Origin of the sequence: Microbacterium panaciterrae, assembly GCF_039541635.1 — a bacterium.
GTDB classification, from domain to species: domain Bacteria; phylum Actinomycetota; class Actinomycetes; order Actinomycetales; family Microbacteriaceae; genus Microbacterium; species Microbacterium panaciterrae.
This window is the reverse complement of the sequence record NZ_BAABGP010000014.1, coordinates 154,660-168,042: the sequence shown is the minus strand read 5'-3', so window position 1 is coordinate 168,042 and position 13,383 is coordinate 154,660. Positions and strand designations below refer to the sequence as shown.

13 protein-coding genes are annotated in these 13,383 nt (G+C 70.6%); 2 read left to right on the top strand and 11 right to left on the bottom strand.

Translation table 11 applies throughout. The annotated features are described in order from the left end of the window. Positions 1 to 177: 177 nt before the first annotated feature. From ABD882_RS10880 to ABD882_RS10865, 4 genes are all read right to left on the bottom strand, one after another. Positions 178 to 1,032 (bottom strand): SURF1 family protein, encoded by an 855-nt coding sequence (locus ABD882_RS10880; protein WP_425563361.1) that lies wholly within the window; start codon positions 1,030 to 1,032, stop codon positions 178 to 180. Positions 1,033 to 1,066: 34 nt separating this feature from the next. Beyond that, the gene (locus ABD882_RS10875; protein ID WP_345186847.1) at positions 1,067 to 2,188 is read right to left on the bottom strand and encodes a GuaB3 family IMP dehydrogenase-related protein; all 1,122 of its coding nucleotides are present in this window, start codon (positions 2,186 to 2,188) and stop codon (positions 1,067 to 1,069) included. A gap of 56 nt (positions 2,189 to 2,244) precedes the next feature. Next, positions 2,245 to 2,796, bottom strand: coding sequence for an OsmC family protein (locus tag ABD882_RS10870; RefSeq protein WP_345186845.1), 552 nt, complete (start codon positions 2,794 to 2,796; stop codon positions 2,245 to 2,247). Positions 2,797 to 2,906: 110 nt separating this feature from the next. Continuing rightward, positions 2,907 to 3,551 carry a TetR/AcrR family transcriptional regulator gene (locus ABD882_RS10865; RefSeq protein WP_345186843.1) on the bottom strand — a complete coding sequence of 215 codons (645 nt, stop codon included), beginning with the start codon at positions 3,549 to 3,551 and terminating at the stop codon, positions 2,907 to 2,909. A 97-nt stretch (positions 3,552 to 3,648) separates the two neighbouring features. On the opposite strand from ABD882_RS10865, the gene ABD882_RS10860 reads away from it, so the two are divergent. Beyond that, a complete protein-coding gene (locus tag ABD882_RS10860; protein WP_345186841.1) occupies positions 3,649 to 5,202 on the top strand; it encodes a DHA2 family efflux MFS transporter permease subunit in 1,554 nt (517 codons plus the stop codon). A 157-nt stretch (positions 5,203 to 5,359) separates the two neighbouring features. Here ABD882_RS10860 and guaB read toward each other — a convergent pair whose 3' ends face one another. The 4 genes from guaB to ABD882_RS10840 all read right to left on the bottom strand — a co-directional run bounded on the left by guaB (position 5,360) and on the right by ABD882_RS10840 (position 9,424). Then, positions 5,360 to 6,862: an IMP dehydrogenase gene (gene guaB / locus ABD882_RS10855; protein WP_345186839.1), complete on the bottom strand. Its 1,503-nt coding sequence runs from the start codon at positions 6,860 to 6,862 to the stop codon at positions 5,360 to 5,362. Between the two features lie 94 nt (positions 6,863 to 6,956). Then, positions 6,957 to 7,916 (bottom strand): EamA family transporter RarD, encoded by a 960-nt coding sequence (gene rarD, locus ABD882_RS10850; RefSeq protein ID WP_345186837.1) that lies wholly within the window; start codon positions 7,914 to 7,916, stop codon positions 6,957 to 6,959. Positions 7,917 to 8,095: 179 nt separating this feature from the next. Continuing rightward, positions 8,096 to 8,392 (bottom strand): co-chaperone GroES, encoded by a 297-nt coding sequence (gene groES, locus ABD882_RS10845; protein ID WP_017203655.1) that lies wholly within the window; start codon positions 8,390 to 8,392, stop codon positions 8,096 to 8,098. Positions 8,393 to 8,527: 135 nt separating this feature from the next. Further along, complete coding sequence (locus ABD882_RS10840) at positions 8,528 to 9,424, bottom strand: hypothetical protein (RefSeq protein WP_345186835.1); 897 nt, start codon at positions 9,422 to 9,424, stop codon at positions 8,528 to 8,530. 51 nt (positions 9,425 to 9,475) lie between these two features. On the opposite strand from ABD882_RS10840, the gene ABD882_RS10835 reads away from it, so the two are divergent. Next, the gene (locus ABD882_RS10835) at positions 9,476 to 10,774 is read left to right on the top strand and encodes a class I SAM-dependent methyltransferase (protein ID WP_345186833.1); all 1,299 of its coding nucleotides are present in this window, start codon (positions 9,476 to 9,478) and stop codon (positions 10,772 to 10,774) included. 7 nt (positions 10,775 to 10,781) lie between these two features. Here ABD882_RS10835 and ABD882_RS10830 read toward each other — a convergent pair whose 3' ends face one another. Genes ABD882_RS10830 through tsaD form a run of 3 tightly spaced genes read right to left on the bottom strand, consistent with a single transcriptional unit; the run spans position 10,782 to position 13,363 of the window. After that, entirely contained in the window at positions 10,782 to 11,870 is a 1,089-nt protein-coding gene (locus tag ABD882_RS10830; protein ID WP_345186831.1) for a hypothetical protein, read from the bottom strand. A 6-nt stretch (positions 11,871 to 11,876) separates the two neighbouring features. After that, complete coding sequence (locus tag ABD882_RS10825) at positions 11,877 to 12,278, bottom strand: hypothetical protein (RefSeq protein WP_345186830.1); 402 nt, start codon at positions 12,276 to 12,278, stop codon at positions 11,877 to 11,879. After that, positions 12,275 to 13,363: a tRNA (adenosine(37)-N6)-threonylcarbamoyltransferase complex transferase subunit TsaD gene (gene tsaD / locus ABD882_RS10820; RefSeq protein ID WP_345186958.1), complete on the bottom strand. Its 1,089-nt coding sequence runs from the start codon at positions 13,361 to 13,363 to the stop codon at positions 12,275 to 12,277. Before tsaD ends, ABD882_RS10825 begins: the two co-directional genes overlap by 4 nt. Positions 13,364 to 13,383 lie beyond the last annotated feature (20 nt).

The window sequence follows — 13,383 nt, the reverse complement described above, 5'->3', positions numbered from 1 at the left end:
GTCGTCCGGGGGGACGGCGGCATACTCCCCGACCATAAGTGAGGCTATGGACAATCTTCAAGGACGATATGGATCACCTGGGAGCTGTTCACCCGCCGGACATGGGATCGTCACGATTCCCCGCACGAACGCGCATTCTGGGGCCCCTCGTCGCTCAGAAGAGCGACGGTGCTCAGATCACGCTTTTCCGGGCTCCGGGCCCGGATTCCCGGGGCCCGGGCGCTCCTCGAATTCCTCGACCTCGCGCTCCCAGGCGTCCTTCGCCAACCGGTACCAGAGGTAGAACGCGAAGCCCGCGAACACCGCCCATTCGACGGCGTAGAAGATGTTCAGCCAGTTGATCGGCGACTGCTGCACAGGCGCCGGCGACGATATCGCGGCGAGCCCCCCGAGCGGCTTCTGCGCCGCCAGATACGGCCTGTACACGCTCAGTTCATCGGTGTCGTGCCAGAACCCGAGCAGCGCGGCCGGCGACATCCGGTCCATCCGGCGCGGCTGATCGTGCGGCGGGGCGACGGCGCCCTCATCCGAGATGAGCCGGCCGGTGAGGTCGACGGCGGATCCGTCGGCGGTCTTCTGCAGTCGCTGCACGGCCGCCTTCGCCGCGGACTCGTCCGGAGCCCAGCCGATCGCGACCGCCAGCGACGTCGGCTGCGTGGATCCCGCGATCCTCAGCTGTCCCGTCACCCAGTAGCCCTCGACGCCGTCGTTGAACCGCGACGACACGATGAGGAAGTCGTCCGACACCCATGATCCCGAGGCCTCGGTGCGCTGTCCGATGAGCGGCGCGTCCAGATACGCCCCCGGCTTCACGACCTGATCGAGCGGCTTCACGCTCTCGGTGAGATCCGGCGGCGGGGGGTTCGAGTCGATCGCCCGCCCGAGCTGCCACTGGCCGAGCCAGGCGAACACGCCGGCTACGACCAGACACAGCACCAGCATGCCGATCCAGCGTCCGCGCAGCATGACCTCGCGCAGGGTTGGCGGGAAGTCGAGGAGGTCGGGCGACGGCGCGGGCGGCACGGCTTTCATCACGAGGCGGCGTTCATCGAGGGGCGCGAACGGATCAGGACGCGTACGGGGACAGCACGACCTCGACCCGCTGGAACTCCTTGAGGTCGGAGTATCCGGTGGTCGCCATCGACTTGCGCAGCGCCCCGATGAGGTTCGCGGTGCCGTCGGCGACGGGAGCGGGTCCGTACAGGATCTCCTCGAGCGTGGCGACGCCGGCGACCGCCACACGCCGGCCGCGGGGCAGCTTCGGGTGGTGCGCCTCGGGACCCCAGTGGAAGCCCCGGCCCGGGGCGTCGGTCGCTCGCGCCAGCGCGACGCCGAGCATGACTGCGTCCGCGCCCGTGGCGAGCGCCTTGACGATGTCGCCCGAGGTGCCCACCCCGCCGTCGGCGATCACGTGCACGTAGCGCCCGCCCGACTCGTCCAGGTAGTCGCGACGCGCGGCGGCGACGTCGGAGACCGCGGTCGCCATCGGGGCGTGGATGCCGAGGGTCGCTCGGGTCGTGGAGGCCGCGCCTCCGCCGAAGCCGACGAGCACGCCCGCCGCGCCCGTGCGCATCAGGTGCAGCGCTGCGGTGTAGGTGGCGGCGCCACCGACGATCACCGGGACGTCGAGGTCGTAGATGAACTTCTTCAGGTTGAGCGGCTCGGCGACGCTCGACACGTGCTCGGCCGAAACGGTCGTGCCGCGGATGACGAACAGGTCGACCCCGGCCTCGACGACGGTCTGGTACAGCTCCTGGGTGCGCTGCGGGGTGAGGGATCCAGCGACGGTGACACCGGCCTCGCGGATCTCGGCCAGGCGGCGCTTGATCAGCTCGGGCTGGATCGGCTCCGCATACAGCTCCTGCATGCGGGCGGTCGCCTCGGCGTCGCCGAGCCCGGCGATCTCGTCGAGCAGCGGCTCGGGATCCTCATACCGGGTCCACAGGCCCTCGAGGTCGAGCACGCCCAGTCCGCCGAGCTGGCCGAGCATGATCGCGGTGCGCGGGCTGATCACGGAGTCCATGGGGGCGCCGAGCACGGGGATCTCGAACGGGAACGCGTCGATCGTCCATGCGGTCGACACGTCCTCCGGGTTGCGGGTGCGCCGCGAGGGCACGACCGCGATGTCGTCGAACGTGTATGCGCGACGCGCGCGCTTGCCTCGGCCGAGTTCGATCTCCTGAGTCACCCCGCCAGCCTACCCGTCATGGCTTTGGACGCCCTCCGGAGGTGGGGCTGCGTCGCTCAGGCGAGCGACCCCGAGACCGGCACCGAGTTCGCGAACAGGTCCAGCACCGGGCAGTGCTCCTCGACGACGGCGCGGAGCTTCTCGTACTCCTCGACCGTGTTCGGGCCCGTGACGTCCACCCGTACGCGCACGTCGTGGAAGCCCGCGCGGCCCGACTCGTCGATGCCGAACAGCTTGCGCACGTCGAGGTCTCCCTCCGCGGTGATCTCGATGTCGTCGATCGTGAGGCCGAGCGCCTGCGCGTACAGGCGGAACACGACGACCTGGCAGGACACGAGCGCACCGAGCGCGTACTCCACAGGGCTCGGTGCGGCATCGTCGCCGGCGAGCCCTGCGGGCTCGTCCACGAGGAAGCGGTGCTTGCCCGCGCGGATCTCGGTGCCGACGGATCCGACGCCGCGGCCGGTCACGGTGTAGGTCAGCTGCGCGTTGCGGGGGTCGGCCGCGATGCGGTCGTTCCACGCGGCGCCGGCCGCGCCGAGGCGCTCCGCGCGCTCTTCGGGCGTGACGTCGAGAAGGGGGCTGATGGTGTCCTGGAGGAGAGTCATGACGCGACGGTAACCGGACCCCGCCGTCGGTGTCGTGGGATCCGTCACGCGCGGATATGCGGCGTCAATCTCCGTAACGTCCGCGGAGGTCGCCCGGGGGCCTGCCTGCTCTACAGGCGGTGCTCGTTGCGCGGGAGCACCTCGAGCACGTGCGGCAACTTGTTGGGGAAGCAGGCGCGGAACAGCTCGGTGATCTGCGGATCGGATCCGTAGTCGTCGACGATCCTGAGGCCGATCATGGTGCTGATCAGCATGCCCTCGGCGAGGAACGTGCGCGCCTCCTCGGCGTCCAGGCCCATCTCATCGCGGAAGAAGCGCCACACGCGTACGAACCCCTGGCGCGCGGCCGCTCCGATCGCGGGGTTGCTGCCGAGCAGGTAGGCGTGGGCCAGGGTCTGATGCAGCCCGTGCACCTCGATGAGGTCGACGTAGGCCTCGCCGATGCGCTTGCCGACCGGGCGCTCGCCTCCGTCGTCCGAGGCCGCCAGCGCGACCCGGAACGCCGAGAGCAGCTGATCCAGCGCGAACCCGATGGTCGCGAGGAAGAGGTTCTCCTTGGAGCCGAACAGCCGCACGACGTAGGGCTGACTGACCCCCGCCGCGCGCGCCACCTCGTCTGTGGTGGCTCCCTCGTAGCCGCGCGCGCCGAAGATCGTGAGCGCGGCCCGGATGATCTGCGCCCGTCGCTCGTCGGAGGAGAGTCGTCGACCCGGTTCGTCGACGACGTCGGGGGCGGAAGCCGCTGCGGAGGTCATGCCGAAAGGTTATCAGCGAATGACTTGACTTTGTAATCATACGATTACTACAGTCGTTCCAGCGCTGGTAATCATCCAATTACAACGGGAGCTTCGCATGTCCGAATCCTCTTCCCCCTCGACCGCACTCCGGGACCGTTCCGCCGCCGCGCCCCGCCGCAGCCGTCCGGTCGCGCTCGTGATCGCGGCCGCCTCCTTGCCGATGTTCATGGCGACGCTCGACAACCTCGTCATGACCAACGCCCTGCCCGTGCTGCACCGCGAGATGGGGGCGAGCATCGAGCAGCTGCAGTGGTTCGTGAACGCCTACACGCTGGCATTCGCCGGCGCGATCCTCGTAGCCTCCGCGCTCGGCGACCGGTTCGGACGCCGCACCGTGTTCACGGTCGGGATCGCGCTGTTCGGGGCGGGCTCGCTGTTCGCCGCCCTCAGCTCCGACCCCGGTCAGCTCATCGCCGCGCGCGCCGTGCAGGGCCTGGGATCGGCGGCCGTCATGCCGCTGTCGCTGGCACTGCTCACCGGTGCCGTGCCCGCCGCGCGGCGCGCACTCGCGATCGGCATCTGGGGCGGCGTGTCCGGGCTGGGCGTCGCCGTCGGGCCGCTCATCGGCGGCGCCATCATGGAGGGCTGGAACTGGCAGGCGATCTTCTGGATCAATATCCCGGTCGCCGTGGTCGCGATCCCCCTCGCCGTGCTCGTGCTGCGCAACGACTTCGGCGCCCGAGCCCGCATCGACGTGCCGGGCGCGGTGCTCGCCGCGGGCGGCGTGCTCGCGCTCGTGCATGCGATCGTGCGCGGCAACGACGACGGCTGGGACTCCCTCGGCGTGATCGCCGAGCTCGCCCTGGGCACCGCGCTCGTGCTCGCCTTCGTGGTCTGGCAGCTGCGGTCGAAGGCGCCTCTCGTGCCGTTGCGGCTGTTCCGGGATCGGTCGTTCTCGATCACGAACGTCGTCGGATTCGCGTTCAGCTTCGGCACCTTCGGATCCGTGTTCATCCTGATCCAGTACCTGCAGGTCGTGCAGGGTGCGACGCCCCTCGAGGCCGCCGTGCAGACCACGCCGTGGACCATCGCGCCGATGTTCGTCGCGCCGCTCGCGGGCATTCTCGCCTCGCGCGTCGGGACCCGGATCCTGCTGATGCTGGGGCTGCTGCTGCAGGCCGTCGCCCTGGCGTGGATGGCGATCATCATCACCCCGACGGTCGCCTACGTCGATCTGGTGGTGCCGTTCATCCTGGCGGGAGTGGGCATGGGCCTCGTGTTCGCGCCGTCCGCCACAGCGCTGCTCGCCACCCTCGGGCTCGTCGACCATGCCAAGGCGTCGGGCGTGAACTCCACCGTCCGCGAGCTCGGCGTGGCCCTCGGCACGGCCGTCATGACCGCGATCTTCGTCGGCGCCGGCGGACAGCTGCTGCCCGATCACTACGTCGACGCCGCCCGTCCGGCCGTCTTCACCGGAGCCGCCGTGCTGCTCGTCGCGGCGATCGCCGCGCGCTGGCTGCCCGCCGGACGTGGCGTGCACGGCGCGACCGAGACGCCGGCCGCGCCCGAGTCCGAGACATCCGCGCCCGATCCGATTGCCGCGGAATCGGATCCCGCCGAAGCGGTCCCCGCAGAGGCGGATCCCGCCGAAGCGGTCGCCCTCCCCTGACCCATCTGACCCGCGAGACTGCAACTGGGCGGCGAGACTGCAGCAACGCGCTGCAGTCTCGCGGGTCAGTTGCAGTCTCGCGGTCGGGGGGCATGCCGAAGGCCCCGGGGCTGCGGCTGGCGAAGTCGCTGCGTCCGGGGCCTTCGAGAGGGCGAGGTCAGCGCTTGTAGTTCGGGGCCTCGACCACGATCTGCACGTCGTGCGGGTGCGATTCCTTCAGGCCCGCCGCGGTGATGCGGACGAACTTGCCGCGGGTCTTCAACTCCTCGATCGTGCGAGCGCCGACATAGAACATCGACTGGCGCAGGCCGCCGACGAGCTGGTACGCGACGGCCGAGACCGGGCCGCGGTACGGAACCTGGCCCTCGATCCCCTCGGGGATGAGCTTGTCGTCGCTGGGCACATCCGCCTGGAAGTAGCGGTCCTTCGAGTAGGACGTCTGCTTGCCGCGGGTCTGCATCGCGCCGAGGGATCCCATGCCGCGGTACAGCTTGAACTGCTTGCCGCCCTGGAACACGATCTCGCCCGGCGACTCGTCGGTGCCGGCGAGGAGGGATCCGAGCATCACGGCGTCGGCACCCGCGACGAGAGCCTTGGCGATGTCGCCGGAGTACTGCAGGCCGCCGTCCGCGATGACCGGGATGCCGGCCGGGCGCGCGGCGAGCGACGCCTCGTACACCGCGGTGACCTGGGGCACGCCCACTCCGGCGACGATGCGCGTCGTGCAGATCGAGCCGGGGCCGACGCCGACCTTGACGGCGTCCACACCGGCGTCGACGAGCGCCTGCGCGCCCTCGCGGGTGGCGACGTTGCCGCCGATGATGTCGATGTGGGCGAAGGACGGATCCGCCTTGAGCCGCTTGACGAGGTCGATCACGCCCTGGGACTGTCCGTTGGCCGTGTCGACGACGAGCACGTCGACGCCCTTGTCGCGCAGCGCCTCCGCGCGCTCCCAGGCGTCCCCGAAGAAGCCGATCGCGGCGCCGACGCGCAGGCGGCCCTTGTCGTCCTTGGTGGCGAGCGGATACTTCTCGCTCTTGTCGAAGTCCTTGATCGTGATGAGCCCGGCGAGCTTCCCGTCGTCGTCGATGAGCGGCAGCTTCTCGACGCGATGCTTCGCGAACAGCGCGATGACCTGCTCCGCGGGGACCCCGACCGGTGCGGTCACGAGTCCCTCACGGGTCATCACGTCGCGGGCCAGCGTGGTCTGCTTCGCGGATCCCGAGACGAAGCGCATGTCGCGGTTCGTGACGATGCCGACCAGGTGCCCCTCGGGGTCGACCACCGGCAGCCCGGAGATGTGGTACTTCGCGCACATCGCGTCGACCTCGGCGATCGTGGCGTCGGGCGTCGTGGTGATCGGATCCGTGATCATGCCGGACTCGCTGCGCTTCACGCGATCGACCTGCGAGGCCTGGTCGGCGATGGAGAGGTTGCGGTGCAGGATCCCGATGCCGCCTTCGCGGGCCATCGCGATCGCCATGCGCGCCTCCGTCACGGTGTCCATCGCGCTGGACAGCAGCGGCGTCGCGACGGAGATCCGCCGCGTCACCCGGGAGGAGGTGTCCGCCTCGCTCGGGATCACGTCCGTGTGCCCCGGCAGGAGCAGGACGTCATCGTAGGTCAATCCGACAAAACCGAACGGGTCGTGCTGCTCCATGGGTGGGGGTGGTCCTCTCGCGCGCGTGTATCGATTCTAAGCGCCGGGAGCGGTGCGGTATTCCCAGGAAGCGCGCGAGGGAACCCGCAGAGGATCAGGGCACAGGGATGGTGTCGGTGCCGGGATTGTGCTCGTCCACCGCGCCCGCGCTGGATCTGAAGCGGCGGGCGGCGAGTGCCAGATCGACGAGGAACACCGCGATCGCGACCCACACGATCGCGAACCCGATCCAGCGGGCGGCGAGCATCTCCTCGTGCATGATGAGCACGCCGACGAGGAACTGCATGACCGGGGTGATGAACTGGATCATGCCGATCACGGTCAGCCCGATCCGTCGGGTCCCCGCCGCGAACAGCAGCAGCGGGACCGCGGTCGCGACCCCGGCGAACGCCAGCAGGCTCGCATGCAGCGCGCCGTTCTGGCCCATCGTGAGACCGGTCGTCAGGCCGACCACGACGAGCTGCACGGCGGCGATCGGCAGCAGCCAGAACGATTCCAGGGTGAGGCCGCTGATCGCGTCGACCGAAGGGCCGATCTTCTTCTTGACGAGGCCGTAGATGCCGAACGAGGCCGTCAGCGACAGCGCGATCCAGGGGAACCCGCCGTGCGCGAAAACGATCACGAGCACGGCGACCGTGGCGATCCCGATCGCGACCCACTGCAGCCGGCGCAGCTTCTCGTGCAGCACGAACACGCCGAGCAGCATCGTCCCGATCGGGTTGATGAAGTAGCCCAGGCTGGTCTCGACGATCTGGCCGTCGAGCGTGGCGAGGACGAACACCTGCCAGTTGATGTAGATCAGCACGCCGGCCAGGGCCGTCAGCGCGAGCAGCCGCGGCTGGTGGATGATCACGAGCAGCGGCTTCCAGCCGCGCGTGATCGCGAGCAGGATCAGGCAGAACACGAACGAGAGCGCGACCCGCCAGGCGACGAGTTCCCACGGTCCGGTCGGGCTGAGCAGCAGGAAGTACAGCGGCAGCACGCCCCACAGCAGGTAGGCGCCGATCGCGGAGGCGACGCCGACCGTCTGGGCGCTGCGCGGGGTGGAGTTCACCGGTCCACCCTATGGCCGGGCGGGGACATAGGATCGCGGCCCCCGATACCTCACCGTCGTCCCCGTCAGCGCATCCCCTGGGCTCCGCTGGCGGGGACGACTCGTATATGAGGGGCGGGGACGACGAAGGGTCCGGATGCGCGAGGCATCCGGACCCTTCGTGCGAAAGTGCTGCGAGGTCAGCGCACGACCACGGCGAGCACGTCGCGGGCGGAGAGCACGAGGAACTCGTCTGCACCGAACTTCACCTCGGTGCCGCCGTACTTGCTGTACAGCACGCGGTCGCCGACGGCGACGTCGAGCGGCACGCGGTTGCCGTTGTCGTCGATGCGGCCGGGGCCCACGGCCACGACCTCGCCCTCCTGGGGCTTCTCCTTGGCAGTGTCAGGGATGACCAGGCCACTCGCGGTGGTCTGCTCGGCCTCGACCTGCTTGATGACGATGCGGTCCTCGAGCGGCTTGATGGAAACCGACACGGTCTACCTCTTTCTCGACGGTTCAAGTCTGGTTAGCACCCTCAGCCCGAGAGTGCTAACAACAGTCTAGGCACAACGCTGGCACTCATGCAATGCGAGTGCCAGCCGAGGGTGTCGGTGCGGGAACGGATCGCGTCAGCGCAGACGCTCCCCCTTTGTGCCGGGGTGCGCGGCGCGGATCGCCCGGATGCGCTCCCGGTACGTCGGGCTGGTGATCGCGGGGGCACCGGCGGCGCGGATCACCACACCGGTCTTCGGATCCACCAGATCGGCTCCGGTGCGGACGTCCACGATGCTCCCTGACCGCGTCTTCGACACCGCGGTGATGTACCCATGCCGATACTCGGTGCCACGTCGCGCGAGACCCCACACCGCGCAGACCCCTGCCGCGAGCAGGCACAGCGCACCAGCTGCGAAGACGCTGGCCCCGAGGACGCCGCGGATCCCGTTGAGACCCAGGATCGAGCCGCACAGGCACAGCACCAGGAAACCGGCCAGCGGAAACACGGTCACGCGGGAGACCCCCTGCGCCGTGGGCCCGGGAAGGATCCGCCGGGTCGTATCCGGGCTCCAGGGTGCGACGACGCGACTCGGATCCGGCACACCGTCCGGGCTCGAAGCCGGCGCGATGACACCGTGCTCCCGCGCCCAACGGTCGAAGCGACTCGCGCTGCGCAGCTGCCTGCCGAGCTCGTAAGCGATGATCCCCGGAACCTGCGGCTGCAGGACGCGCCACGCCGCCCCCTCCATCCGCAGGCGGCTGCTGCTCGCAAGCGCGGCGCAGAAGACGACGCCCAAGAACGCGAAGGCGCCGAGGAACACCAGAAGCAGAACCATGCCGATGTCCACTCCCGAACGGCGGCTCGCGGCCCCGACTATGATCGCGATGAACGCGACATAGATCGCCACACCGACCGGCAGCAGGCACCACGCCCACACGATCAGCTTCCCGCGCTGGCGCCGCAGTTTCGCCGCCTCGGGGCCGATCCGGCGCACCCATTCGTCCTGTTCCACCGCCGTGGTCGTGCTCACGTGCCCTCCGTCCGCGTCGGGCAGAGCCGCGACGTCGATAGCCTGGACCGCGTGGATATGAGCGAACTGCGAACCCTGCTCACGCCCGAGGCGCTGCGGATGCTCGACACGCTCGGGCCGATCGGGTCCACCGACGCCGCCGCCCGCGCGGTCATGCGACTGCGGGCCGAGGGGCACTCCCCCGAGTTCGTGGCGGCCGTCGTCGGACAGGCGCGGTTGCGCACGAAGGCCGCAGCGAAGTTCGGCGAGTTCGCGGATCGGATGCTGTTCACCCGCGCAGGGCTCGAGCAGGCCACGCGGCTCGGAGTCGCCGCGAGGCACGCGGGCCGGTTCCGTGCGGCCGGGATCACGCAGGTCTCGGATCTCGGTTGCGGGATCGGGGGCGACGCGCTCGCGTTCGCCGGCGCAGGGATCCGGGTGACGGCCGTCGACGCGGACGAGGTGACGGCGGCACTCGCGGCGTTCAATCTCGCCCCGTTCGGGTCGGACGTCGAGGTGCGGCACGGCTTCGCGGAGGACGCGGCGCCGGGTGCGGGGGGAGACGGCGTTTCGTCTCGGTCGCCTGCGGCGTCCTCGCTCAACGACCCCGAAACAGGGGCGCCCGACAGCCCCTCCTCGCTCGACGACTCCGGGCACGACGAACCCGCGGAGGGCGTGTGGCTGGATCCGGCGCGCCGCACCGCCGGGCACACCGAGACACGACGAGTCACGGCCGACGACTACTCCCCCTCGCTCGAGTGGGCTTTCGCGCTCGCCGAGCGCATCCCGACCGGCATCAAGCTCGGCCCCGCACACGACCGCGACGCGATCCCCGCCGATGTCGAAGCGCAGTGGGTGAGCGCCGACGGCGACGTCGTCGAGCTCGTGCTGTGGTCCGGGATCCTCGCACGTGAGGACGTGCGCCGGGCGGCTCTGGTGATCCGCGGCGGCCGCACACACGAGCTGACCGCGCCCGCCGACACCGAGGACGCGGAGGTCCGCCCGCTCGGCGCCTACCTGCACGAACCGGACGGCGCCGTGATCCGCGCCCGCCTCATCGGCGACCTCGCGCGGAGCCTCGACGCCGGCATGCTCGATCCGCATATCGCGTACCTGACCTCCGAGACGCCCGCCGACAGCCCGTTCGCCGCGTCGTTCCGCGTGCGCGAGGTGCTGCCGATGAATCCGAAGGTGATCGGATCCGCCCTGAAGAAGGCGGGAATCGGACGCCTGGAGATCAAGAAGCGCGGGGTGGATGTGGATCCGGCCGCGTTCCGCAAGAAGCTCGCACTGCGTGGTTCCGCCGAGGCGACGCTGATCCTCGTGCGCATCGGCGACAAGCGGCACGCGATCCTCGCCGACCGGGTGTGAGCCGGGTTCAGGACGTCGGCTTCAGGCCGAACGGCGCGGGTGTCGGCGCCGGCGCCGGATCCGCCGTGATCACGAGATACGAGGAGAACCCGGACCAGTAATCGAGCCGGTAGGCGGCGTGCTCCCCTGTCGCGGGCAGGTCCAGGCTCAGGCTCGGCGACGCATCGCCCGTGACGGCGCTCCTGGTCGCGGCGTTCTGCGTGCTGCACACCTTGTGTGCACCGCCGTCTTCGACCACCAGGCAGATCTCCCCCTGTGCGCCGTATCCGAGCCAGACCGGGATCTGCCCGACGCGCCCGGCGACGGCCGTGTGCTGGAACCCGTTCTCGCTCGTGACCCGCCTCCAGGCAGCCGTCTCCTCGGGACCGAGGCCCGGTTCGGGGTCGATGCGAGACGTCCAGCGCTGCACATAGCCGACCGGCACTCCCCCTCCGGACAGCGCGACCGAGCCCTGGTAGCCGAACACGGACCCCCCGATGCCCGGGGAATCCTGACTCATGACGCCCACCGGCTGCGCCTGGATCTCCGAGCGCACGGCACACTGACTCTGCGGCGGAGAGCGCGGCACGTCGAGCACCGCACACAGCAACGCGCCGCGACCCCGCGATGCGAACCAGAGCAGGGCCGGACCGGACCGAGCCAGCAGAGCGACGGAACCGGGATCGTAGTCCTCGGCGCTCACGACCTTGTCGCGACGTTCGGCCTCGCCGGCGCGCAGAGCGATCCCGACGTCGGGCGGCCGCGGGATGGAGACGCCGATGGCGATGCCGATGAGGAGGAGGGCGACGACCGTGCCGATCACGTAGCGCGGACGCTTCCAGCCGCCCGTTGCCAGCCAGGCGCGGATCGCGAGGCGGAAGCGGGCGAGCGGGGTGGTGGGGGTCGGGGCGGGCTGGCGAGACGAGGGCGAGGTCCCTTCGACAGGCTCAGGGACCGGGACAGGCTCAGGGACCGGGACAGGCTCAGGGACCGCGGCGGGGACCTGGGATCCGCGCAGCGCGGCGAGGCGGGCGGCCTCGGCGGCGGTGAGACCGGCGGCGTCCCTGCCGTACGCGCGGCGCTCCAGCGCGCGACGCTCCCGATCCGCATCCGTCATGAGCTGCTATCCGAACCAGCCGAACCGGTAGGCCGCCCAGAGCAGCCAACCCGCGCTGTACAGGGTGGCGATGCTGCCGAGCACGAGCGCCCAGACGCACATCGCCCGGCTCTCCCGAGGCCGGCGCAGCGACATGATCGCGGCGATCACCGAGATGATCGCGACCGGGATCCCCCAGCCGACGAACAGCGAGGCGAACAGCGCGACGATCGAGGAGAGCAGCGCCCACGGCGCCAGTCGCGGCTCGTCCACCGGGATCGCCTCGGTGCCGACCGTCGGCTCCCACGCCGTGTCCTGCACCACGGATCCCTCGTTGTCGAGCTGCGGGCCGCTCTCCACGCGCACCGGCGTCGGCGCCGTCGGCAGGCGATGGTAGCGGTCCGGATCCGCCTCCTGCGCGGCCATCATCCGACCCCGGCGACGGATCCGGCGGTCTGCTCTGCGACCTGGATCTCGGTCACCGGCAGCGTGGAGTCGGCGCCGAACGCGAGCGTCGACGGGCGTCGCCCCGACGCGATCAGCTCCGCGGCGAGCGCGGCGATCATCGCGCCGTTGTCGGTGCACAGCGACAGCGGCGGGATCCGCACGGTGACGCCCGCGGCGGCCGCACGCTCGAGCGCGACCTCGCGCAGCCGGCGGTTCGCGATCACGCCGCCGCCCAGCAGCAGCCGGGGCACGCCGCGATCGACGCAGGCCGCGAGCGCCTTGGTCACCAGCACGTCGACCACCGCCTCGCGAAAGCTCGCAGCCACATCGGCGACGGGGATCTCGCGCCCCTCGGCCTGCTCCCGCTCGATCCAGCGCGCCACCGCCGTCTTCAGCCCGGAGAAGGAGAAGTCGTAGCGGTGCTTCTCCAGATCGGACGCCCGGGACAGCCCCCGCGGGAACCGGATCGCGGTGGGATCCCCGGTCGCGGCGGCGCGGTCGATCTCGGGGCCGCCGGGGTAGGGCAGGCCGAGGATCCGCGCGACCTTGTCGAACGCCTCCCCCGCCGCGTCGTCGACGGTCTCGCCGAGCAGCTCGACATCGGAAGTCAGGTCCCGCACGTGCAGCAGCGACGTATGCCCGCCGGAGACGAGCAGCGCGATCGTCGGATACTCGAGAGGCTCGGAGCCCGTCGTGAGGATGTCGGCGGCGATGTGCCCGACGAGGTGGTTCACTGCGTAGAGGGGCTTGCCGAGCGAGACGGCGAGGCCCTTCGCGGCGCCGACGCCGACCATGAGTGCCCCAGCCAGGCCCGGCCCGCTCGTCACCGCGACGGCGTCGAGCTCCTCCAGGCGCACGCCCGCCTCGGCGAGCGCCCGCTCGATCGACGGCTGCAGCTCCTCCAGATGCGCGCGCGCCGCGACCTCGGGCACGACCCCGCCGTAGCGGGCGTGCTCGGCCATGCTCGAGGCGATCGTGTTGGACAGCAGGGTGCGACCGCGCACGATCCCGATCCCGGTCTCGTCGCAGCTGGTCTCGATGCCGAGCACGAGCGGCTGATCAGCCATCGGATCCTCCCCCGGGTGCC